We start from the raw sequence: 22,592 nt of genomic DNA, 5'->3' as shown, positions 1-22,592 counted from the left end.
CGTCGACCGCGTTCGCACCGCGCAATGTCCGCCTTTCGGACAAGACCCGCCCCGCGAAAACACCTTCCTCAAATGGCCCGCGCCCCTGTACAACTCCAGGCGGAAACAGCGGCAATCGGAGGATGGAATGTCAGCGGGCGATGCCGAGGCAACGAATACGGAAAGCCGGAAGGTTGTCGCGGTGCTGATGGAGCGCGCCCGTATCGCGCAGGCCGCGTTCGCGGGGAGCGATCAGACGCGCGTCGACGAAGCCGTCCGCGCCATGGCCTGGGCGATCTACAAGCCCGAGCACGCGGAAGAACTCGCCCGCATCGCCGTCGCCGACACGGGCCTTGGCAACGTGCCCGACAAGATCGACAAGAAGCAGCGCAAGACCTTTGGCACATTGCGCGATCTCCTGCGCGTGAAGTCGGTCGGCGTGATCGAAGAAGACCCGGCGCTGGGCATCGTCAAATATGCGAAGCCGGTTGGCATCGTCGGCGCCGTGACCCCCTCCACCAATCCGGGCGCGACGGCGGCCAACAAGGGAATGATGGCGATCAAGGGCCGCAATGCCATGATCGTTGCGCCGTCGCCGCTCGGCTACACCACGACCGCGCGCGCCGTGGCTCTCATGCGAGAGGGGCTCGCGCGCATCGGCCTGCCGGAAGATCTGCTTCAGGTCTTGCCGCAGCCCGTCACCAAGCATCTCACGCAAGCGATGATGGAGGCGGTCGACCTCGTCGTCATCACCGGCTCGCAGGACAATGTGCGGCGCGGCTACATGAGCGGGACGCCCGCCATCGGCGTCGGCACCGGCAACGTGCCGGTGATCGTGGACGAGACGGCCGATCTCGACGCGGCGGCGGCGAAGATCGCGCAATCGAAAATCTTCGACAATTCCACGTCCTGCTCGTCGGAAAACGCGGTTGTGATCGTCGATGCGGTCTACGAGCGCGCGATCGCGGCGCTGGAGCGGGCGGGAGCGTATCTCTGCGCGCCGGAGAAAAAAGCCGATATCGAAACCGCGCTATGGCAGGGCGACAAGCTCAACCGCCATCTCATCGCGAAGGATGCAGGCGTGCTGGCGCGGGCGTTCGGCCTGCCTCGCGATGCGGACGCCGCGCGGTTTTTTCTCGTTGAGGAAACCAGCATCGGTCCCGATTTTCCGTTGTCGAGCGAGAAGCTCTCGCTGGTGCTGACGGTCTATCGCGCGCGCGATTTCGCGGACGCGAAGGATATCGTGCGTCGCATTCTCGATCATCAGGGACGCGGCCACTCGCTCGGCATCCACACCGCGAACATGGACCGCGCGCGCGAACTCGCCGCCGACCTCGACGTGGTGCGCGTGCTCGTGAACTTCGCGCACACCTTCGCGCATGGGGGCTCGTTCGATTCCGGGCTGCCGTTCACGCTCAGCATGGGCTGCGGGAGCTGGCAGAAGAATTCGATCTCCGAAAATCTCAATTACAAGCACTTCCTGAACATCACGCATCTCGTGACGCCGATCCCTGAAAGGCGCCCAACCGAGGCGGAGTTGTTCGGCCCGCATTGGGAGAAGTACGGGCGCTAGCGAGTCTGTGCGTCCAGCAACGTTTTTCGGCTAAACTCGTCATTTTCAGAGGACGTCATGCTTCTTACTTCCGAATGGATTCGGCTGGTACAAAAGGGCGATTTTACCGCGATACCGAAGCCGTTTGTCTGGAACGATTCCATCGAGTTCGCGCACCTGATTAACGGCTACGCGGCCGCTTCAGAGATCGGTATCGACCTGCCCGATTTTGCGAACATGAAAGCGAGCGCGGCGCGAGCGACCGGCTCGTGGGACGGGACAGCGACAGAGCTTTGGCTTTGTCTGTTTTACGAGCATCGGCGTGCAAGGCATTCCGGTGAGCCGGAAGAATACGGGGAAGGCGCAAACCATCTTGATCCGCTCTGCGCCACCTTGCGCTCGAAACTTCAGGACATCGGCGCGCGGGAGAGGGGGCTTTTGCTTGCGTTGCTGGCGGGATCGCCGCGTGGATAGCTCGCCCAGACGTTTCCGCATGCTGCCCGGCGGTTCGCACCTTGGAGCGCGGGCCCTGTCGCCCGCGTGGCGAAATCGTGGCGCGGGGTTCCATTTCGATTGGCTGCCGCGCAGAAATTAGCTACAATCAAGAGTAGGGGCAATTCAATCTCGCCGGCTTCGATACGGAAGGGGAGATTATGAGGCTTGTTATTGTTATCGTCGCATTTTTAATTGCACTGCCTCAAAGATCGTACTCGGCTGAAGCGGACGATTTTTTCCATGACAAGCTCGATGCGGTCGCATTGCGATTTTCGTCTCTGAATATACCAGATCTTGAGAAAATTCAACTTCCGCAGGCGCAGGCCGACGGATCGCTTATATTCCTTTATGTCTGGCTGCCGAGGACGCACGCTCCCACGCCTGAATCCTTCGAAGCCAATATCGCCGATTATTTCGACATCACGGCTCCGCTCGGAAATGCTTTCGCGGGCTGGTGCTATCTGCGCAAGCCCGAAACCTACGTCCTCAAGACCGATACGGGCGAGATCGCGGTGCAGCGCATATGGGCTCAGGCATTCCGGGTGAGAGTGCCGCTCACGCGCTGCCACGGCGGCATGCCGGGCGCGGCGGGACGGCTCGGCCAGACGCAGGTTTTCGTCGATCCCCGTTCAGGCGTGAAATCGATGATGAGATCCGGCCATCCCACGCGGTTCCCGCTCGTGGCGCAGGTGCAGTGATCCGGTGTGAAGTGGCGGGATGCCGCCGCTCATTCATCGCGCTTGAGCCGCGCGGCGAGGTCAGGACGCCGCTCACGCGTCAGGGCTTCCGACTGCTCGCGGCGCCAGCGTGCGATGCGGGCGTGATCGCCGGACAGCAAAACTTCGGGAATTTCGTGTCCCTCAAACGTCCGCGGCCGCGTGTAATGCGGATATTCGAGGAGGCCGTTTTCATGGCTTTCCTCCCCGAGTGACGCCTCCGCGCCAATGACTCCCGGCAGCAGTCGCACGCACGCATCGAGAAGCACCATCGCCGCAAGCTCCCCGCCCGACAGGACGTAGTCGCCGATGGAGATTTCTTCGAGCTGGCGCGCCTCGATGGCGCGCTGGTCCAGCCCCTCGAAACGCCCGCAGAACAACAGCACGCCCGGTCCCGCGGCAAGAGCGCGTGCGCGGGCTTGCGTCAGCGGTGTGCCGCGTGGCGAGAGATAGATGCGCGGCAGGTCCGGCGCGTCGGCGCTGGCCGCGTCGATGGCCGCCGCCGCCACATCCGCGCGAAGCACCATGCCCGCGCCGCCGCCCGCCGGCGTGTCATCGACCGAACGGTGCCTGTCGGTCGCGAAGTCGCGGATGTTGCGCGTCGAGAGCCTCCACAGCCCATCTGCAAGACCGCGCCCGGACAGGCTCAGACCGAGCGGACCGGGAAACATTTCGGGAAAAAGAGTCAGAACGCTGGCATGCCACACCATTTCAAACATCCAGCATCTTGAGCCGGGCTTCGGGTTTTTGCCCGCGCGCCAGCCGCAGAAATCCTACCGACACGGGCAGCGCAAAGCGGCGCGGTCCGGCGCTGCCGGGGTTCACATAAAGCACGCCTTCCTTCTCCTCGATCAGCGGCTTGTGCGTATGCCCATGGACCACCACCGACATGCCCGCTGCCGCCGGATCGATCGCGATATCGCGCAAGATGTGCACCACGTAAATATCGACGCCGTCGAGGCTCGCAATCGTATCGAGCGGCAGCGATGCCAGTTCGCAACCGTCGACATTGCCGCGGACCGCGAACACCGGCGCGATGCCGCGCAGCGCCGCGAGCACGTCCGGCGCGCCGACATCGCCCGCGTGAAGGATCGCGTCCACGCCCGCCAGCGCCGCCGCAGCTTCGGGGCGAAGCAGGCCGTGCGTGTCGGATATAAGGCCGAGGACGGTCATCAGCCCGTTCCGCTCTCTTCGTCGGCGTTGTTTTTCTTCGCAGCGCGCCCGTCCTCTTCCCCGCCCTCATAGGAAGGCCGGACCACCGTCACGCGCCCACCGCCGAGATCGACACGCGGCACGTGCGCGTTGTCGAACGGGATCAGCACCGGCTGGCGATCGCCGTCGAAACGCACTTCGATGAGATCGCCCGCGCCGAAATTATGCACGCCGACGACCTTGCCGACGACGTCGCCTTCCGGCGAAACGGCGGAAAGTCCGATAAGGTCCGAATAATAAAACTCGTCCTCGTCGTCGGGCGGCGGGAGCGCGTCGCGGGGGACGTAAAGCTCGATGCCGTTGAGCGCCTCGGCCTGCGTGCGGTCGGCCACGCCCTTCAGCCGCGCGATCACGGAACCCGCCGATACGGCGCGTATGCCGGAGATTACGAACACCCGTGTGCCGTCAGCGCTCGAAAGCGGTCCGTAGGCCGTGATGTCTTCCGGCGCGGCGGTAAAGGTTGCGATTTTTACCTCGCCGCGCAAGCCATGCGCGCCCCCGATACGGCCGAGCAGAACCTTGTCATCTGTCATGCGCTTTGCCTTTTGACGCCAAGGCGGCTGCGGAAGCGAGCCAGCGCGACGACCGACCAGATCGCCTCAACAAGCCCGAACGGCCACGCGCCTTGCAGGAAACCGTAAGCGCTGGCGAGGAGGCACGATCCCGCAAAGGCAAGGATGAACCACGGGCTTCTCTCTTCGAGCGCATAGAAGAGCAGCATCAGCGACACCGCCAAGAGACCGAAAAAGGTCAGCCCGTCCATCGCGGCTCCTATAACAAGCGGAGCGCCTCCGCGAATGCGGCAGGCGCTCCGATAAGTCTACATCCCGCATGACGCGGGCGTAAAGAAGCGAGCGGCTTACGCGGCTTCGCTCGTCTCTTCGGCCTTTTTGCGACGCTCTTCGGCACGCTCGACGGCCTTGGTGCCCGGCTCGCCCTTCTGCGGGTTGTTGCGCTCCGGGCGCTTCGCGAGGCCGCGCGCGTCGAGGAAGCGAAGCACACGATCCGTCGGCTGCGCACCGACCGAGAGCCAATGCTTCACGCGGTCTTCGACAAGCGTCACGCGGTCGTTATGGTCCTTCGGAAGCAGCGGATTATAGGTGCCGAGCTTCTCGATGAAGCGGCCATCGCGCGGGGCGGTCGCCTCTGCGACGACGATGCGGTAGTACGGACGCTTCTTCGCGCCGCCGCGGGACAGTCTGATCTTCAGGGGCATGTTCGTCTCCGTTAACTGTTCGGTCTCTGATCTTGCGAAAATTCTGTTCTGCACGAGCCTCGCCCGCGCGGTTGACAGCACTCTTAGCGCTCTCATTTCTTTTTCCCTGGCAGGCCGGGAAGGCCGCCGAAGCGTCCGCTGCCCGGCATGCCCGGAAGGCCCGGCAAACCGCCGCCTCCGCCTCCGAGAATTCCCGGCAGCTTCATGCCCGGCGGGAGCTGCATCTTGCCCGCCTTCGCTGCTTCAATCATTTCGGGCGTGGGTTCCGGCATCTTTCCACCGATGCCGAACAGCTTCGCAAGTCCGCCCTTGCCCTTGCCGACGACCTTCATCATGTCGGCCATCTGCCGGTGCATCTTGAGAAGCTGGTTCACCTCCTGCACGGTGGTGCCGGACCCGGCTGCGATGCGGCGCTTGCGGCTCGCTTGCAGGATTTTCGGGTTGCGGCGCTCCTGTGGCGTCATGGAGGAGATGATTGCGGTCTGCCTTTTGAGCAGTTTTTCGTCGAGATTGGCGGCTTCGAGCTGCTTTTTCATCTTGCCGATGCCGGGCAGCATGCCAAGCACGCCCGACATGCCGCCGATCTTCTGCATCTGGCGGAACTGGTCGGAGAGGTCTTGCAGGTCGAACTGGCCCTTGGCGAGCTTCTTCGCCATGGCCTGCGCTTTTTCCTGATCGATGGTCTCGGCCGCGCGCTCGACGAGGCTCACCACGTCGCCCATGCCGAGGATGCGGCCCGCGACGCGCTCAGGGTGGAAGTCTTCGAGGCCGTCGAGCTTTTCGCCCGTGCCAAGCAGCTTGATCGGCTTGCCGGTGACGGCGCGCATGGAGAGCGCGGCGCCGCCGCGTCCGTCACCGTCGATGCGGGTCAGCACGATGCCCGTGATGCCGATGCGCTGGTCGAAGGTGCGCGCGAGGTTGACCGCGTCCTGACCGGTGAGGCTGTCGGCGACGAGCAGCGTTTCGTGCGGTTGCGCGATGTCGCGCACCTGCTCGGTTTCGCGCATCAGCTCGTCGTCGATATGGAGACGGCCGGCGGTGTCGAGAATGACGACGTCATAGCCGCCGAGCTTCGCCGCCTGCATGGCGCGCGTCGCGATCTGCTGCGGCGTCTGGCCCTTGATGATGGGGAGCGTATCGACGCCCGTCTGCTTGCCAAGGACTTCGAGCTGCTCTTGCGCGGCGGGGCGGCGGGTGTCGAGCGAGGCCATCAGAACCTTGCGCTTGTCGCGGTCGGTGAGGCGCTTCGCAATCTTGGCGGTGGTGGTGGTTTTACCGGAGCCTTGCAGGCCGACCATCATGATCGGCACGGGCGGGACGGACTGGAGGTCGATGGGGTCGGCTTCCGCGCCGAGCGTCTTCACGAGTTCGTCGTGGACGATCTTGACGACCATCTGGCCGGGCGTCACCGAGCGGACGACTTCCTGACCGACGGCCTTTTCCTTGACGCGGTCAGTGAAGCTTTTCACCACGTCCAGCGCCACGTCGGCCTCGATCAGCGCCCGGCGCACTTCGCGCATCGCTTCCGAAACATCGCTGTCGGTCAGCGCGCCGCGTCGGGTGAGCTTGTCGAAGATGCCGGAAAGGCGGTCGGATAGGGATTCGAACATAGGAGGCTTTCGCGTTTCGCTCGGTTCTGGGGAGGTCCGGTTTATCTGTCATCGGCGCGTCGCTCGCGCCCTCAAACGAACTGTCTCGGTCCTGTTTCCTTCAATGCCGACGCTGTGGGCATGTTCCAACACAAAACGCACCCGCGGGCGAACTCTCGCTGGCGGGTGACGGATATGTAATGCAGCCTCGGTATAGACGATTACAATTGCTCTTTCAAATGCGATTTTAGGCGAAATGACGACATTGTGACATTCACCTAAAATGCCGATGCCTTTATGCCGCCTTCACTTTCACGTCGGGCGCATCGCAATGCTTCATGAGGCGCCCGCGCTCCGTAACCAGCACGGTGACGAGCACGGCCGCGAATTGCAGGGTGATGCCGATGCAGAGCGGGCGAACCGAACCGTCGAAGGAATGCCCCACGATCGTGCCGAGCGCCGTCGCCGCGACCGTGGTGTAGAAACCGATGAGCGAAGAAGCGGTGCCCGCGATGTGGCCCATCGGTTCCATGGCGAGCGAATTGAAATTCGCCGACATGAGGCCGAAGCAGAGAAATACCGCCGACATGAAGATGCCGAACGCCCAGAGCGGCGGCTTGTCGGGAAAGCCGAAGGCCGCCATCACCCCGCAAACGGCCAACCCGCCGATGATCGCGCGGTGGGACACGCCGCGCATGCCCACGCGGCGCACGAGTTTCGCATTGAGGATCGAAGCGGCCGCCAGGAACGCCGCGATGAGGCCGAAGGCGATCGGAAAGTCCGCGCCCAGCCCGTAAACGTCGACGAAGATCTGCTGCGACGTGATGATGTAGGAGAACAGCAGGCCGAACGAAAAACCGAGCGCAACCGAGTAACCGGCGGTCTGTCTCGTGGTCGCAACCGCCGTGCACGCCCTCCAGATGGTGCGGGCGTTGAAGGGCAGACGGTCGTTCTGATGGAACGTCTCCGGCAGCCGGAAACCGGACCAGAGCGTCGCGACAAGCCCCATCGCCAGCAGAACCCAGAATATGATGTGCCAATCCGAAAACCGGACGATGGCTTCGCCAAGCGTGGGCGCGAGGATCGGAACGATCACGAACACCATTGTCACGAATGACATGATGCGCGCCATCTCGCGCCCGGCGAAGCGGTCGCGCACCACGGCGATGGCCACGATACGCGGAGCAGCCGCGCCGAACCCCTGAAAGGCACGCGCGAAAAGCAGCATCGCAAAGGACGTAGCCGTGATTGCGAGCACCGTTCCGATTGTGTAGAGCGCGAGGCCGAACAACAGCGGATTGCGCCGCCCGTAGGAATCCGAGAGCGGCCCGAAAAGGAATTGTCCGGCTGCGAAGCCCGCGAAATAGACGCTCAGCACGAGCTGGCGCTCGTTCTCCGTCGTCGCGCCCAGCGCGCTGGCGATCTTCGGGAGCGCAGGCAACATGATGTCGATGGAAAGCGCCGTCAGCGCGGTCAGCAGCGCGATGAGGGTGACAAATTCCGGGGTCGACAAGGGAAATCGGGCCGCCTGGTGGGGCTGGGAGGCGTCGTCGGACTTTACAAGCATCTGGTGTGAACTCGGCGGACCTGGATTGGTTCGGTACAAAAAACAAACAGCGCCGATCTGGATAACCGGCGCTGTGCTCGATCGTAAATGCGGAACTTATCTCTGATTGTATCGCGCGTTCGCCGCGATGTCAGAACGGGTTCAGGCTCGCACGCTCCGTGAACTTGAGATAGGCGACGCTGGCGCCGATCCGAAGGCCAAGCCCGGTGCGGATCGGCACGATGAGCGTGTCGCCGTTCTTGTAGACCGTCAGCCCGACGCCGCCCGCGACATACGCCGAACCGTCGAGCCCCGGGAAGCGTCTGTAGAGAGTGTGCGCACTGTCCAGATTGTAGACGAGAAAAAGCGCGCGCGATCCCGTCGCGCCGATATCGGCGCCGAGCGACGGGCCCTGCCAGAAGATTTTCGTCGGGCCGCTTTCAACCCCGTTCACCCGCGAATAGAGCTTGCCATCGCCGTAGCGCAGCCCCGCGAGGAAAGCGCCGCCGCCCTCATCTCCCACGATATAGGCGTTCGGCTGGCCGAACTTCTGGAACGCGTAGTTCATGACCGCGGCAAGCTCGGCGGTGACCGAGCCGAACACGCCCCGTCCCGCATCGCGAATTTCCTGCACCGAGTAAACGGGAACGGACGGGGGCGGCGAATATGCAGGAGGCGCGTATGACGGCGGCGGGGACGTGACCGTCACGGGTGGAAGCGTATCGCGAGGCGGCGTCAGCGCCGCGACCTTCTCCTCCTGCTTTGGCGTTGGCTTCAGCGACAGCGGCGCATTTGGATGCGGCGCGACGGTCGTCGCATTCGCGGCGGCAGGACGTGTCTGCGGTAAAGGCTGCGGATTGCGCAACGCCTGCGAAACGTTAGCCGACCACGGCACATCCGTGGGAGACGTATCGGGCGCCACCGGCGAATTTTCGCGCGCGGCTTCCGCCGTTTGCACAGGGTCGGGGGCGATCGGAGTCGCTGAATTGGTTTGCGGCAAGGCGTCTGCCTTCGGCAGAGCATCGCTCTTTCCGCCGGCTCCCGCAATCTTGTAGGGGTTCGGCGCCGGTTTTCCCGCCTCGGCTTCGAGCTGCGCGAGGATGAAGCCGGCCTTCTGCCTCATCACGCCGATGAGCTTGTCGTTGATCGATTTGAGTTCGTTGAGCCGGTCGCAGGAGATTTCGTTCTTCGGCGTGGCGTTGAGCGAATCAAGGCGCCCGACCAGATCCTCGATGTCCGAATTGAAGGATTCGAGCTTGGTATCGTCCATCGCGGCCGCGGCATGATCTGCCCGCTCGCTTTCGCTCCAGCCCTTCGCTTTTGCGATGGCGATCAAGCGATCCTGGAAACGCACCTCGCTGTCGCGGTTAAGCGTACGGAGTGCCTGCGCGGTCTGATCGATCTGTTGACTGAAGGCCCTTGCGTCGCAGTTCTGCGCGGCGTGGCCCGATGCAGGCAGGATTGCAACAAATGCGGCGACTGCAAAATAATATCTGAAAGTCATGGCTGCCCTCGCGCTCTGGTGGCATCCCCACCTGCGCACAATGGAGCGATTCGCGCCTCGACCCTAAGGCAAACAATGGCAGCCTCCCGCGTTCTCAAAAGCTTATGCGCGGGTATTCGATGCCCATCACTTATGCAAATCGCGTCTCCGAACCTTTAACCCGGCGCGACCATTGCTCAAGGGCTGGGCGTTTTCAAGGCGGAACTGCGAATGATTCCAGAGAGCAAACTCGCCTCACCGATCAGGTTGGCTCAATTTGATCCGATCCAGCTCCAAGGAAAGGCGGCGGTGTCGCGCTTCCGCGGCTCCGATGCGATCCATGTGCCGTGAAAGCCCTGCGGCACGCGAACGGGGAGGCGAACGCGCGCGACGGGTTTGCCCCCGATGTCGCCCGCATCGAGGATGACGAGATCGCTCCTGGCGCTCGCACGGTCGTAAACATAGCCCATGAGCCAGCCTTCGTCCTCCCCCGCTGCCTCTGCTGGGGAAACCATCGTGAACTCGCTCGGAAGTTCGCCGTCGAAGGGGCGCCGGTCTGCGCGGCCGCTTTTCAGGTCGTATTTCAGAAGTTCGGTGAAGACGCCATCGGCGAGGCTCCCTTCGGTCGCGAGCGCATAGACGATGCCATGCGCAAGGCCCGTGCGGCGATCGTCGATGCGGGGGAACTCGATGCTGCGATCGTCGAGGCGCGTTTCCTCGGCGCGCGTCGCTCCCGGCGGAATACGCCAGCGCGTAAGCGCGGCAGTGTCGAAGGCATTGCGCTTGGGGCCGCCGCGCCAATGTTCGTCATAGCGAGCCACGTCGAGAACGATGGCGCCGTTCGCCTCCTCGAAGGCGTTCGCGACGTGATAGACATAACACGGCTCGATATCGATCCAACGCAGCGCATCCGCGCCACTCCCGCGCGGAAGCACGCCGAGCCTCGCGCCATGGCTCTCGCTCCAGTGAAACGGCATCGTGCTGCCAGTCATGGCCGTCGGCATGTCGAACACCACTGGCAGGTCCATGAAGATCGCGTGACGCGCCGTCAGCGCGAAATCATGAATCATGGTCGCGGCCTTGACCGGGATTTCGACGCTGCGGACGAGCGCGCCCGCAGCATCCGCCACGTGATAGGTGAGGTAGGGCGGAATCACGCGATAGCCGAAGAAATGCATCTCGCCCGTAACCGGGCAGATCTTCGGGTGCGCGGTGCAGGACGTCGCGAGGCGCCCGCCGAAATCATTGAAGCCGCGCGTCTCAAGCTCCCGCGAAATCTCCATCGGCAGCGCGTTTTCGACGAGCGCCATGATGCGGTTCGCATGGGCGACCACGCTCGTGTTGGAGAGTGCATAGCGAATGTCGAGGCCGGAAAGCAAAGTGCGCGGCGCGCCTTCGTAGATCGGCGTGCGCACATAGCGGTTGCGATACCACTGTGCCTTGCCGCCCTCGATCGCGATGCCGTGGAGCATGCCGTCGCCTAAGAACCAGTGGCTCGACTGGCCGTGACGCGGGTTTGCGCCGTTTCGGACGTAGAGGCCGGAAAGCTCCGGCGGTATGGCGCCGTCGACCGGAAGGTCGAATGCGGTGATTTCTTCCGTCACCGGGGCAAAATTGCCCTTCATCCAGAAGGGCGGCTCGACTCGATCTTGCATCGGTTTCATGTGTCTCCCGCACATTCAACCTGCCGTGCAATACGATTGTTCCGCCCGTGCAATGAAACGGGAAGCCCATCAAGAACTGGATAAGTATGTCTTGAGAAACGGGTCGCCCTCTGCTAAACGATCCGTATGCAAACGGATGAGATCCTCGACCTCGTCGACGAAAATGACATCGTCGTCGCAAGCAGGCCGCGTTCCGAAATCTATGCGGAAAATCTGCATAATTTTCGGGTGATCAACGCTTTCTTGGTCAACGGCAACGGAGAGATCTGGACTCCGCGGAGAACGGCGCACAAGCGCATCTTTCCGCTCGCGCTGGACATGAGCGTCGGCGGCCACGTCGAAAGCGGCGAAACCTACGATGAAGCCTTCGCCCGCGAGACGCTCGAAGAACTCAGGATCGATATTGCAGAAGTGCCATGGAGGCTTCTTGCCTACCTCACGCCGGCGCCGGGCGGCGTTCGCCCGCGCCAGTTCATGAAGGTCTACGAGATACGCGGCGACGAGACGCCGGACTACAACCGGGACGATTTCGTAGAGTCATTCTGGCTCAGCCCGCGCGAAATCCTCAACCGCATCGAGGCGGGTGAGGCCGCGAAGGGCGATCTTTCGGCGCTCGTGAAGCGATTCTACCTCTAAGCCCCGCGATTACAGTCAATCCCCCGACTGCTTCCGATGCCGCTCGACGCCCGGATCGCGATATTTCCGAAGCTCGATCTTCGCGACGTGGTTGCGGTGCACCTCGTCCGGGCCGTCCGCGATGCGAAGCGTGCGGATCGTCGCGTAATCGTAAGGAAGCCCGAAATCGTCGCATACGCCCGCGCCGCCATGCGCCTGGATCGCCCAGTCGATCACCTTGCACGCCATGTTCGGCGCGACGACCTTGATCATCGCGATTTCCGCCTGCGCGGCCTTGTTGCCGACCGTGTCCATCATATACGCGGCCTTGAGCGTGAGGAGCCGCGCCTGGTCGATCATCATGCGGCTTTCCGCGATGCGTTCCATCCACACGGTCTGGTCCGAGATGCGCTTGCCGAACGCGACGCGCGCATCGAGCCTGCGGCACATCTTTTCGAGCGCGCGCTCCGCCCGCCCGATGGTGCGCATGCAATGGTGGATGCGGCCCGGACCGAGGCGGCCCTGCGCGATCTCGAAGCCGCGTCCCTCGCCGAGGATCACGTTCTCCTGCGGCACGCGCACGTCGTGAAAGGAGAGTTGCCCGTGGCCGTGCGGCGCGTCGAGATAGCCGAATACCGGCAGCATGCGCTCCTTCTTCACGCCCGGCGTATCCATCGGGACGAGGATCATGGACTGCTGGCGGTGGCGGTCTGGATTGTCCGGGTCGGTCTTGCCCATCAGGATGAGGATCTTGCAGCGCTTGTCGCCCGCGCCGGACGTCCACCATTTGCGGCCATTGATGACGTAGTCGCCGCCATCCTTCACGATGGAAATCGCGATGTTGGTCGCATCCGACGACGCCACTTTCGGCTCCGTCATCGCAAAGCCCGAGCGGATCTTGCCGTCGAGCAGCGGCTTCAGCCAGCGCTTTTTCTGTTCTTCCGTGCCATAGCGAACCAGCACTTCCATGTTGCCGGTGTCGGGCGCGTTGCAATTGAAGATTTCCGGCCCCCAGTGCGAGCGGCCCATGATTTCCGCGAGCGGCGCGTAGTCGAGGTTCGAGAGGCCCGCGCCAAGCTCGCTGTCCGGCAGGAACAGGTTCCAGAGCCCCTCCGCGCGCGCCTTCGCCTTCAGTTCCTCCATGAGCGCAAGCGGCTCCCAGCGGTCTTCCTGCGTGTCCGCCGTCTCGAACAGCGCCGCCTCGCTCGGATACACATGCTCGTCCATGAAGCGTTCGAGCCGCGCCTTGTATTCGGCGGCCTCGGGAGAAAGCTGCAATATGTCCGCCACGTGTCGCCCCTTGGTCGTTTCCCCGTTACCGTTACTATTGTTTCGATGCGGCGTTCAGTTCCCCGCGTTCGCCGCGATCTTCCAGCCCTCCTGCGCGAGCACTTGCGCGGCCTGCTCGGCGAGCGGCGCGCGCTTGTCGGCGGCGTTGCCCTGCAGGAAGCGTGCATAGACGCCCTGCGCGATGGCGGCGAAGCGGAAGAACGACAGCGCGATGAAGAAGCTGAGATCCGGCACGCGGTCGCGGCCCGCCCGGCGGCAATAGGCCGCGACGATTTCTTCCTCGGACGGGATGCCGAGCGCGGCAAGGTCGACGCCCTTCAATCCCTTCAGCACCGGCAGATCCTTCGGCGTCCGGTAGGCCATGCACACGTACCCCAGGTCGGCGAGCGGGTTGCCGAGCGTCGAAAGCTCCCAGTCGAGCACCGCAATGACATGCGGCGCATCGACTTCGAACATCACGTTGTCGAGCCTGTAATCGCCATGCGTGAGCGCGGGGGCATCCTCCGCAGGCAGGTTCGCGTCGAGCCACGCGATGAGATTGTCCATCGCCTCGTTCGGCCCGGTTTTCGACGCCTCGTATTGCTCGGTCCAGCGCTTGAGTTGGCGCGCTGCGTAGCCATCGGTGCGCCCGAAATCGGCGAGCCCCAGCGCGCGGAAATCCACCTCGTGGATCGCGGCCAGCGTCTCGGCGAAGGCAATGTAGACCTCGCGGCGCTGGTTCTGACCGAGTTCCGGCAGCTTGTTGTCCGCGAAGATGCGGCCGGGGTAATAGTCCATCACATAGAACGGCGTGCCGATCACGGACGGGTCTTCGCAGAAAAGCTGCATCGAGACGACCGGCACGGGCGTGTCCTTCAGCGCCATCTGCACGCGATATTCGCGGTCGATGGCGTGCGCGGACGGCAGGAGCTTGCCCGGCGGCTGCTTCCGCAAGACATACTTTCGCGATGCGGTCGTGATGAGGAAGGTGGGGTTCGACTGCCCGCCCTGGAATTGCTGGATCGTCGGATCGCCTACGAAATCCGCGAGATGCCGCTTGAGGTAGTGCCGGAGTTTCGCCTCGTCGAAACGGTGGCCTTCGGGAATGTCGATGAGTTCTGCCATGATGATCACCCGATGGGGGTAAAGATGGATGCGCCGCCGTCCACGAGGAGGAACTGGCCCGTGATGTAGCGTGCGGCGTCAGACGCGAGGAACACGGCCACGCCGGCGATGTCCTCGGGCTCGCCGAGGCGCTTGAGGCACGTCATGTTCGCCACCGTCGCCGCCGCCTTTGGATTTTCGTACAAAGCCTTTGCAAAATCGGTTCTCACCACGCCGGGCGCGATGGAATTGATGCGGATGCCGCGCGGTCCCCACTCCACGGCGAGATTGCGCGCGAGTTGCGCTTCCGCCGCCTTCGATATCGCATAGACGCCGATATTGGCCGCGCCGACGGTGGCCACGATCGACGACAGCAGGATTACCGAGCCGCCGCCGTTCTCCGCCATACCCGGCAGCGCGAGCTGGCACAGCCAGTTGGTCGCGGTGAGATTCGTGGTCAGAACCTTGTTCCACACCTCATCCGATACTTCGGACGACGGGCCGTAGGCGGGGTTGATGGCGGCATTGGGTATGAGAACGTCGATGCGGCCATATTCGCGAAGCGCATGCGCGACGAGCGTTTCGAGATCGCCCTTCACGCCGACATTGCAGGCGACAGCCGTCGCGCGGCCACCGCTTTCGCGGATTTCATCGACGACACGCTGGCAGGCGTCGAGCTTGCGCGACGAGACCACCACGCTCGCGCCCGCTCGCGCCGCTTCCAGCGCGATGGCACGGCCGATGCCGCGCGACGATCCGGTGATCACCGCGACGCGGCCAGTCAGGTCGAACAGACCCATGACGCTTCCCCAATGTTGAGGCGGTCTTGCGCCGCCACTTTATTATTTGTTGCGAAGCGGCATCTGCGCCGCTCAAAACATGCGTTTGCCGCTACATCGTCAGCGCGGCCATTTCGGCTTGCGCGCCGTGACGAGCGATTTCAGAAGCGGTGCTGGCTTCCAGCGGTCGCCGAACCGCATATGGAAGATGTCGAGATCGGAGAGAACCTCGGCGAGACCACGCAGCTCCGCGTATTTCATCGGACCGCCGCGCCAGGCGGGGAAGCCGTAGCCATTGATGTAGATCGTGTCGATGTCGCCCGAGCGATAGACCACGCCCTCGTCGAGGATATTCGCGCCCTCGTTCACGAGCGCATAAATCGTGCGCTTCACGATCTCCTGTTCGGAAACCGATTTCACGCGCGGGCCGACTTCCCGGCGATACGCCTCGATGATGGCGTCCGCCTCCGGGTCGGGAAGCGGCGCGCGGCTGCCGGTCTCGTAGCGGTAGAAGCCCTTGCCGGTCTTCTGTCCGAAGCGCCCGGCGTCGTAGAAGCGGTCGAGCAGCGCCGAACCGTAGGGCTTGCCCTGCTTGAGGCGGCGCTGGCGGATGTGCCAGTTGACATCGATGCCCGTCAGGTCGAAGACGGCGAACGGCCCCATGGCGAGGCCCCAGCGCGTGAGCGCCGTGTCCACCTCGGCTGGCGTTGCGCCCTCTTCGAGGATGATCATCGCTTCGGTGACATATTTCTCCAGCATGCGGTTGCCAGCGAAGCCGTCGCAATTGCCGACCGCGACGCCGATCTTGCCGATCTTTTTCGCAACCGTCATGGCGGTAGCGAGCACGTCGGCGTTCGTCTGCTTCCCGCGCACAACCTCGACGAGGCGCTGCACATTGGCGGGCGAGAAGAAATGCATGCCGATCACGTCGCCGGGGCGGCGCGTGAAGCCTGCGATTTCGTCGATGTCGAGGGTCGATGTGTTGGATGCGAAAATCGCGCCCTTCTTGCAGGCGCGGTCGAGGTCGCGGAACACCTGCTCCTTGATGCCGATATCCTCGAAAGCGGCTTCCACCACGAGATCGACGTCGGCGAGATCCTTGTAATTGACCACGCTGCGGATCGCGCTCAGGCGCTTGTTCATGCCCGGCTGATCGAGACGGCCACGCCGGACCATGCTTTCATAGTTTTTCGCGACGACGGACAGCCCGCGCGACAAGGCCGCCTGATCGCGGTCGAGCACGATGACCGGGAAACCCGCATTGGCGAACGCCATGGCGATGCCGCCGCCCATGTGGCCCGAGCCGACGACCGCCACGCTTCTGATCTCGCGCGGGGCTACGTCGGTGCGAAAGCCGGGGATCTTGGCCGCTTCGCGTTCGGCGAAGAACGCGTGGATCAGCGCCTTGCTCTGGTCGTCGTCGAGCGCCTCGTTGAAAAGCTCGCGCTCGCGCTTCAAGCCTTGGCTGAACGGCAGGTGTACTGCGCTTTCGATGGAATCGACGCAGCGGAACTGCGCGTGCTGAAACGGCTGGCGGCGGCGCAGTTCGTCGCGCCGCTCCTCGAACAGATGCGACCCGCGATCCGGTGCGATCCTGGCGCTCAATTCGCGGGTTTTCGGATGCTTGGCAAGGACGGACTTCGACTTCGCGAAAGCAATGGCGGCGGTGAGAATGTCGCCGTCGACCACCTCATCGACGAGGCCGATCGCCTTCGCCTTCGCCGCCGGGACGAGGTCGCCGGAAATGACGATGTCGAGCGCGGCCTTCGCGCCGACGAGACGCGGCAGCCGCTGCGTGCCGCCACCGCCCGGCAGAAGCCCGACCTTCACCTCGGGCAGGCCGAGGAAAGCGTCCTTCGCGGCGATGCGGTAATGACAGGCGAGCGCGACTTCGAGACCGCGCGCAACGGGAGTGCCGTGAAGCGCCGCCACCACGGGTTTCGGCAGATCTTCGAGAGCCGCGCCGATGTCGTTGATGTCGGCGCCCGAGTAAGGATGCGTCAGCTCGTAAATGTCCGCGCCTGCGGCGAAATTCCGCCCCTCGCCGATCAGGACGACCGCCTTCGCGACAGGGTCCGCCTCTGCCTTGCGGATGGCGAGCATGAGCCCGTCGCGCACTTCGTTCGAGACGACGTTCAGCGGCGGGTTGTCGACGGTAATGACACCGACGCCGTCCTTCGTTTCGTATCTTACGGGACTTCGGGCCATCATTTCTCCCGGGGGAATCGTTATGTTCGTTCTATTGTTCGGCCACTCTGAACATTACCGGTTGCGGGAGGGAACCGTCAACGTCCAACGGGTCGCGTCAGAGGTCGCGCCAGCGCATGCCACAAAGCCGGCGGCCGGGATAGATAGACCATGCGCGTAGAGCGGGCGGCACCGCTCGCCGTTCCTAGGCAGCCTGAACGGCGAGCGTGCGGTGATCGAGCGCGGCGGCGATGAGCGCCTTCGTGTAGTCGCTCTTCGGATGTTCGAAGATTTCCCGCGTCGGCCCTTCCTCTACCACCACGCCGTTGCGCATCACGATGACGTAGCTCGCGAGCGCGCGCATCACCTTGAGGTCGTGGCTGATGAAGAGGTAGGCAAGGCCGCGTTTTTTCTGGAGGCCGCTCAAGAGGTCCACGATCTGTGCCTGCACAGACACGTCGAGCGCGCTTGTCGGCTCGTCGAGCATGAGAAAGCGCGGCTCCAGGATCATGGCGCGCGCAATGGAGATGCGCTGGCGCTGGCCGCCGGAAAACTCGTGCGGGTAGCGGTCCTGCCACTCGGGCTTGAGGCCGACTTCATCCAGCGCGGCAGAAACACGCGCGCGGCGCTCCTCGCGGCTCATGCCGGGGTTCTGGATGAGAAGTCCTTCCTCGATGATCTGGCCGACCGAAAGGCGCGGGCTGAGGGAACCGAACGGGTCCTGGAACACGATCTGCACCTCGCGCCGAAGCGGGCGCATCTCGCGCGACTTCAGCCCGTCGATGCGCTTGCCCGCATAGACGATCTGCCCTTCGCTCGATATGAGCCTCAGCATGGCGAGGCCGAGCGTGGTCTTGCCGGAGCCCGATTCGCCCACGATGCCGAGCGTCTGCCCGGCGCGCAGCTTGAACGAGACGCCGTTCACCGCCTTGATGTGATCGACCGTCTTTTGCAGGAAGCCGCGCTTGATCGGAAACCACACCTTCACGTCGTCGGCTTTCAGCACGACGGGCGCGGTTTCGTCGAGCGGCGGCGCTTCGCCCTTGGGCTGCGCGGCGAGAAGCTGTTTCGTGTAAGCGTGCTGCGGATTGGTGAACACCTCCTCCGCCGGGCCGCGCTCGACGATCACGCCGTCCTTCATCACGCAGGTGCGGTCCGCCATCTTGCGGACAATGCCGAGGTCGTGCGTGATGAGCAGGAGCGCCATGCCGAGTTCGCGCTGAAGGTCTTTCAGAAGGTCGAGGATCTGCGCCTGAATCGTCACGTCGAGCGCGGTTGTCGGCTCGTCGGCGATGAGCAGGTCCGGCTCGTTTGCAAGCGCCATGGCGATCATCACGCGCTGCCGCTGGCCGCCGGAAAGCTGATGCGGATAGGCGCCGAGGCGGCTTTCGGGATCGCGGATGCCGACCTTGGTGAGCAGTTCGAGCGTGCGCTTGCGTGCCGCCGTATTCGACATGCCCTTATGGACCTTCAGCACCTCGCCGACCTGCTTCTCGACCGTATGCAGCGGATTGAGCGACGTCATCGGCTCCTGAAAGATGATGGAGATGCGGTTGCCGCGCACGCGGCGGATGTCCGCCTCCTTCGCCTTCAGGAGATCCTGCCCCTCGAACCAGATTTCGCCGATGGGGTTCGTCGCGTCGCCGACCGGCAGAAGACGCAGGATCGAAAGCGCCGAGACCGTCTTGCCGGAGCCGGACTCGCCGACGAGCGCGAGCGTCTCGCCCCTCCTGATGTCGAAGGAGACGTCGCGCGCCGCGAAGACGTCCGGCGCGGTTCCGTTGAACTTCACGGCAAGGTTGCGCACCTCGATCAGGGGCGCTTCGGCGGGCGCGGATTCGGCCGGGGCCGCTTGCGTCGCTTGCGTGTCGGTCATGGGCCTAGCTCCCCGTCGCGATATGGTTCACGCGCATCGTCTTCCTCGGGTCGAGCGCGTCGCGCACGGCCTCGCCGACGAAGACGAGCAGGCTCAGCATCAGCGCGATCACGAAGAACGCGGTGAGGCCCAGCCACGGCGCCTGAAGGTTCTGCTTGCCCTGCTGAAGGAGTTCGCCGAGCGAGGGCGAGCCGGGAGGCAGGCCGAAACCGAGATAGTCGAGCGCCGTCAGCGCCGTGATTGCGCCGCCGAGGATGAACGGCGCGAAGGTGACGGTCGCAACCATCGCATTCGGCAAGATATGCTTGAACATGATCTGCACGTTAGACAGGCCGAGCGCGCGAGCGGCCCGCACATATTCGAAATTGCGCCCGCGCAGGAACTCCGCGCGCACCGGGCCGACGAAGGCTGTCCACTCGAACAGCAGCATGATGAACAGAAGCCACCAGAAGCCCGGCGCAAGGATCGCCGACAGGATCAGAAGGATGTAGAGTCTTGGCAGCGATCCGATGATCTCGATAAAGCGCTGCATCAAAAGGTCGGTCCAGCCGCCGAAATAGCCCTGGATCGCGCCGAGCGTCACGCCGATCAGAGCGGAGAAGATGGTGAGGAACAGGCCGAACAGCACCGAGATACGGAAGCCGTAGATGACGCGCGCGAGCACGTCGCGGCCCTGATCGTCGGTACCGAGCCAGTTTTCCCATGACGGCGGCGCGGGCGCGGGCACCGGCAGGTCGAGCTTGATCGTGCGATAGCTGTACGGGATGAGCGGCCACACCATCCAGCCGTTCTTTTCCTGGATCAGGCGCTTCACTTCGGGGTCTCGGTAATCGGCTTCGGTTTCGAACTCGCCGCCGAACTGCTTCTCCGTGTACATCTTGAAGATGGGCGTATAGATCGCGCCGTCATATTTCACGAGAAAGGGTTTGTCGTTCGCGATGAACTCGGCGAACAGCGTCACGAAGAACAGGATCGTGAAGAGGATGAAGCTGTAGAAGCCTCGCTTGTTCGCCTTGAAGATGCTCCAGCGCCGCCGGTTCAGCGGCGACAGGTGGAACAGGCCACGTTTCTCAGTCACGGGAGCGGCGGCTTCCGTCGGCGCGGTTTCTGCGGGCGCGTCCGCCGCGCGTTCGACACGAATGTCCATGGCCTAGACCTCCCTCGTCTCGAAATCGATGCGCGGATCGACCCATGTATAAACGAGGTCCGACACCAGGTTGAGCAAAAGGCCGATGGCCGAGAAGATGTAGAGGGTGGCGAACACCACGGCATAATCACGGTTGAGCACGCTCTCGAAGGAGAGGCGGCCGAGGCCATCGAGCGAGAAGATCGTCTCGATCAGGAGCGCGTTGGTGAAGAACGCCGAAATGAACGCCGCCGGGAAGCCCGAAATCACGAGCAGCATCGCGTTGCGGAACACATGCCCGTAAAGCACGCGCGTCTCGGTGAGGCCCTTCGCCCGCGCCGTCATCACATATTGCTTCCTGATTTCGTCGAGGAACGAATTCTTCGTGAGGAAGGTGATGGTCGCGAGAGACGAGATAACCATTGCGGTGATCGGCAGCGCAAGATGCCAGAAATAATCGAGGATCTTTTCGGGCCACGAGAGCTGCGAGAAATTGTCGGAGACGAGGCCGCGCAGCGGGAACCAGTCGAGGAAGGAGCCGCCCGCGAACAGCACGATGAGGAAGATCGCGAACAGGAAGCTCGGGATCGCGTAGCCGATGATGACGACGGTCGACGTCCACACGTCGAAGCGCGAGCCGTCCTGCACGGCCTTGCGGATGCCGAGCGGAATCGAAATCAGATAGGTGAGCAGCGTCAGCCACAGGCCGATGGAGATGGACACCGGCAGTTTTTCCTTGATGAGCTGAAGGACGCTCACGTCGCGGAAATAGCTCTGGCCGAAGTCGAAGGTGAGGTAACTCGTCATCATGTGCAGGAAGCGCTCGACGGGCGGCTTGTCGAAGCCGAACTGCTTTTCGAGGCTCTTGATGAGTTCGGGATCAAGGCCGCGCGCGCCGCGATAGGAGCCGCCGCCCGCATCTTGGCCCGGCGCCGCCATCTTAGAGAAATCGCCGGTGGACGAACCGCCGATGCGCGCGGTGGCATCGACATTCGTGCCCTGCAATTGCGCGATGATGCGCTCGATCGGGCCGCCGGGGGCGAACTGGATGATGATGAAGCTGATCAGCATGATGCCGAGCAGCGTGGGGACCATCAGGGCCAGGCGTCGGACGATATATGCGGTCATCTTTCCCTGTTGTTTGCTGGAGCACGACCTCCGCTGGCGCGACTTCGTTCGCGGCTCTGCGGCGGATCGCGCTCGCCAGAATATCAAGGCCGTGACGGCCCGTTCACGGGTGGCGTCACGCGGCGCGCATCGGTTACGCGTTCACTGCCATGGTGCGATAGGGCGCTTGCCTCTTCCTTTCGGCCTGAGGCGCTTGGCATGGCGCGGGATTATGTCCGCTAATCATGGCATGCGCCCCATATATCTCCACTATGGTAAATGACGGTAATATACCCTTAACGATTTTCGGTGTCTTGCAAGCATGAGCTGAAGCATTATCGTTTCCAGCTATTTGCAGATCAGATAGCGTATGAAACGATGCCCGCAATCGCAAGGGATAGACTTGCCTTTTAGGGGAGTCGCCGCCACCCTGGCGCAGGCCGGATCGGCTTATGCTTCCGTTTATCCTCCGAGCTTTGCCGCCTTCTCCGCATCGTACCACCACGTATCGAGAATGGCCGGATCGTAGGCGGGCTTCACGGCGGGACGCGCGAACTTGTCCCACATCGCGATGTTATGAGCTGCCTTGTACCACTGCGGCACCCAGAAATGCCCGGCGCGAAGCACGCGGTCGAGCGCGCGGCACGCGGTACGAAGTTCGTCACGGCTTTTCGCCGCAAGCACCTTGTCGATCAGCACGTCCACGACCGGATCGGCGATGCCGGAAAGATTATAGCTGCCGTCTTCCTTGCCCGCCTCGCTGCTCCAGAAGGCGCGAACCTCCGGGCCGGGCGTCTGCGAGAGGGAATAGCGCTGCGTGCTGATGTCGAAATCGTAGCGCCTGATCCGCTCCTGCTCCTGCGTAGGGTCGACGCGGCGCAGCGTCGCCTTCACGCCGAGATCGGACAGCCTGCCCGCGTAGGGGCCGACGATGCGCTCGGTGACCGGATCGTCGATCAGGAACTCGAATTCGAGTATCTCGCCCTTCGCGTTTTTCCTGACGCCGCCGTCGAGCTTCCAGCCCGCCTCGTCGAGAAGCCGGGATGCCTCGCGGATGCTCGGCCGGAAGCGGCCCGA

The 22,592-nt window shown here is 63.4% G+C and carries 21 protein-coding genes; 4 read left to right on the top strand and 17 right to left on the bottom strand.

Annotation, left to right across the window (positions count from 1 at the left end; all coding sequences use genetic code 11):
* The first annotated feature begins 127 nt into the window (after positions 1-127).
* The 3 genes from sauS to QM659_RS11965 all read left to right on the top strand — a co-directional run bounded on the left by sauS (position 128) and on the right by QM659_RS11965 (position 2,724).
* A complete protein-coding gene (sauS, locus tag QM659_RS11975) occupies positions 128-1,552 on the top strand; it encodes an acylating sulfoacetaldehyde dehydrogenase (RefSeq protein ID WP_415188586.1) in 1,425 nt (474 codons plus the stop codon).
* A 57-nt stretch (positions 1,553-1,609) separates the two neighbouring features.
* Positions 1,610-2,005, top strand: a complete 396-nt coding sequence (locus QM659_RS11970; RefSeq protein ID WP_415188585.1) for a hypothetical protein — start codon at positions 1,610-1,612, stop codon at positions 2,003-2,005.
* Between the two features lie 179 nt (positions 2,006-2,184).
* A complete protein-coding gene (locus tag QM659_RS11965) occupies positions 2,185-2,724 on the top strand; it encodes a hypothetical protein (RefSeq protein ID WP_415188584.1) in 540 nt (179 codons plus the stop codon).
* A 29-nt stretch (positions 2,725-2,753) separates the two neighbouring features.
* Here QM659_RS11965 and trmD read toward each other — a convergent pair whose 3' ends face one another.
* The 9 genes from trmD to QM659_RS11920 all read right to left on the bottom strand — a co-directional run bounded on the left by trmD (position 2,754) and on the right by QM659_RS11920 (position 11,452).
* The gene (gene trmD, locus QM659_RS11960; protein ID WP_415188583.1) at positions 2,754-3,452 is read right to left on the bottom strand and encodes a tRNA (guanosine(37)-N1)-methyltransferase TrmD; all 699 of its coding nucleotides are present in this window, start codon (positions 3,450-3,452) and stop codon (positions 2,754-2,756) included.
* A 1-nt stretch (position 3,453) separates the two neighbouring features.
* A complete protein-coding gene (locus QM659_RS11955) occupies positions 3,454-3,915 on the bottom strand; it encodes a metallophosphoesterase family protein (RefSeq protein ID WP_415188582.1) in 462 nt (153 codons plus the stop codon).
* A complete protein-coding gene (gene rimM / locus QM659_RS11950; protein ID WP_415188581.1) occupies positions 3,915-4,487 on the bottom strand; it encodes a ribosome maturation factor RimM in 573 nt (190 codons plus the stop codon). The genes QM659_RS11955 and rimM overlap by 1 nt, the downstream gene beginning before the upstream one ends.
* On the bottom strand, positions 4,484-4,717 hold the full coding sequence (locus QM659_RS11945) for a hypothetical protein (RefSeq protein WP_415188580.1): 234 nt from the start codon (positions 4,715-4,717) through the stop codon (positions 4,484-4,486). The genes rimM and QM659_RS11945 overlap by 4 nt, the downstream gene beginning before the upstream one ends.
* 96 nt (positions 4,718-4,813) lie before the next feature.
* Positions 4,814-5,170 carry a 30S ribosomal protein S16 gene (gene rpsP / locus QM659_RS11940; protein WP_127077898.1) on the bottom strand — a complete coding sequence of 119 codons (357 nt, stop codon included), beginning with the start codon at positions 5,168-5,170 and terminating at the stop codon, positions 4,814-4,816.
* Between the two features lie 92 nt (positions 5,171-5,262).
* On the bottom strand, positions 5,263-6,780 hold the full coding sequence (gene ffh / locus QM659_RS11935; RefSeq protein WP_127077900.1) for a signal recognition particle protein: 1,518 nt from the start codon (positions 6,778-6,780) through the stop codon (positions 5,263-5,265).
* A 274-nt stretch (positions 6,781-7,054) separates the two neighbouring features.
* A complete protein-coding gene (locus tag QM659_RS11930) occupies positions 7,055-8,326 on the bottom strand; it encodes a multidrug effflux MFS transporter (RefSeq protein ID WP_415188579.1) in 1,272 nt (423 codons plus the stop codon).
* Positions 8,327-8,456: 130 nt separating this feature from the next.
* Complete coding sequence (locus tag QM659_RS11925; protein ID WP_415188578.1) at positions 8,457-9,809, bottom strand: EipA family protein; 1,353 nt, start codon at positions 9,807-9,809, stop codon at positions 8,457-8,459.
* Positions 9,810-10,060: 251 nt separating this feature from the next.
* Complete coding sequence (locus QM659_RS11920) at positions 10,061-11,452, bottom strand: carotenoid oxygenase family protein (protein ID WP_415188577.1); 1,392 nt, start codon at positions 11,450-11,452, stop codon at positions 10,061-10,063.
* Positions 11,453-11,578: 126 nt separating this feature from the next.
* Here QM659_RS11920 and QM659_RS11915 point away from each other — a divergent pair, with 126 nt between their 5' ends.
* A complete protein-coding gene (locus tag QM659_RS11915; RefSeq protein WP_415188576.1) occupies positions 11,579-12,088 on the top strand; it encodes an NUDIX hydrolase in 510 nt (169 codons plus the stop codon).
* Positions 12,089-12,103: 15 nt separating this feature from the next.
* Here QM659_RS11915 and QM659_RS11910 read toward each other — a convergent pair whose 3' ends face one another.
* From QM659_RS11910 to QM659_RS11875, 8 genes are all read right to left on the bottom strand, one after another.
* Entirely contained in the window at positions 12,104-13,357 is a 1,254-nt protein-coding gene (locus QM659_RS11910; RefSeq protein WP_415188575.1) for an acyl-CoA dehydrogenase family protein, read from the bottom strand.
* Between the two features lie 54 nt (positions 13,358-13,411).
* Complete coding sequence (locus tag QM659_RS11905) at positions 13,412-14,461, bottom strand: phosphotransferase (RefSeq protein WP_415188574.1); 1,050 nt, start codon at positions 14,459-14,461, stop codon at positions 13,412-13,414.
* 5 nt (positions 14,462-14,466) lie between these two features.
* Positions 14,467-15,240, bottom strand: a complete 774-nt coding sequence (locus QM659_RS11900) for an SDR family NAD(P)-dependent oxidoreductase (protein WP_127077914.1) — start codon at positions 15,238-15,240, stop codon at positions 14,467-14,469.
* Between the two features lie 99 nt (positions 15,241-15,339).
* Entirely contained in the window at positions 15,340-17,427 is a 2,088-nt protein-coding gene (locus QM659_RS11895; RefSeq protein WP_415188573.1) for a 3-hydroxyacyl-CoA dehydrogenase NAD-binding domain-containing protein, read from the bottom strand.
* A gap of 184 nt (positions 17,428-17,611) precedes the next feature.
* A complete protein-coding gene (locus QM659_RS11890; RefSeq protein WP_415188572.1) occupies positions 17,612-19,282 on the bottom strand; it encodes an ABC transporter ATP-binding protein in 1,671 nt (556 codons plus the stop codon).
* Positions 19,283-19,286: 4 nt separating this feature from the next.
* Positions 19,287-20,429 (bottom strand): ABC transporter permease, encoded by a 1,143-nt coding sequence (locus QM659_RS11885; RefSeq protein WP_415188571.1) that lies wholly within the window; start codon positions 20,427-20,429, stop codon positions 19,287-19,289.
* Positions 20,430-20,432: 3 nt separating this feature from the next.
* Entirely contained in the window at positions 20,433-21,536 is a 1,104-nt protein-coding gene (locus QM659_RS11880; RefSeq protein ID WP_127077922.1) for a microcin C ABC transporter permease YejB, read from the bottom strand.
* Positions 21,537-21,977: 441 nt separating this feature from the next.
* The coding region (locus QM659_RS11875) for an ABC transporter substrate-binding protein (RefSeq protein WP_415188570.1) at positions 21,978-22,592 on the bottom strand (615 nt) is incomplete at its 5' end.

The sequence above is a fragment of the Rhodomicrobium sp. genome (assembly GCF_047605405.1).
GTDB lineage: Bacteria > Pseudomonadota > Alphaproteobacteria > Rhizobiales > Rhodomicrobiaceae > Rhodomicrobium > Rhodomicrobium lacus.
The sequence above is the reverse complement of the archived record's forward strand: the minus strand, read 5'-3'. Positions and strand labels throughout refer to the sequence as shown.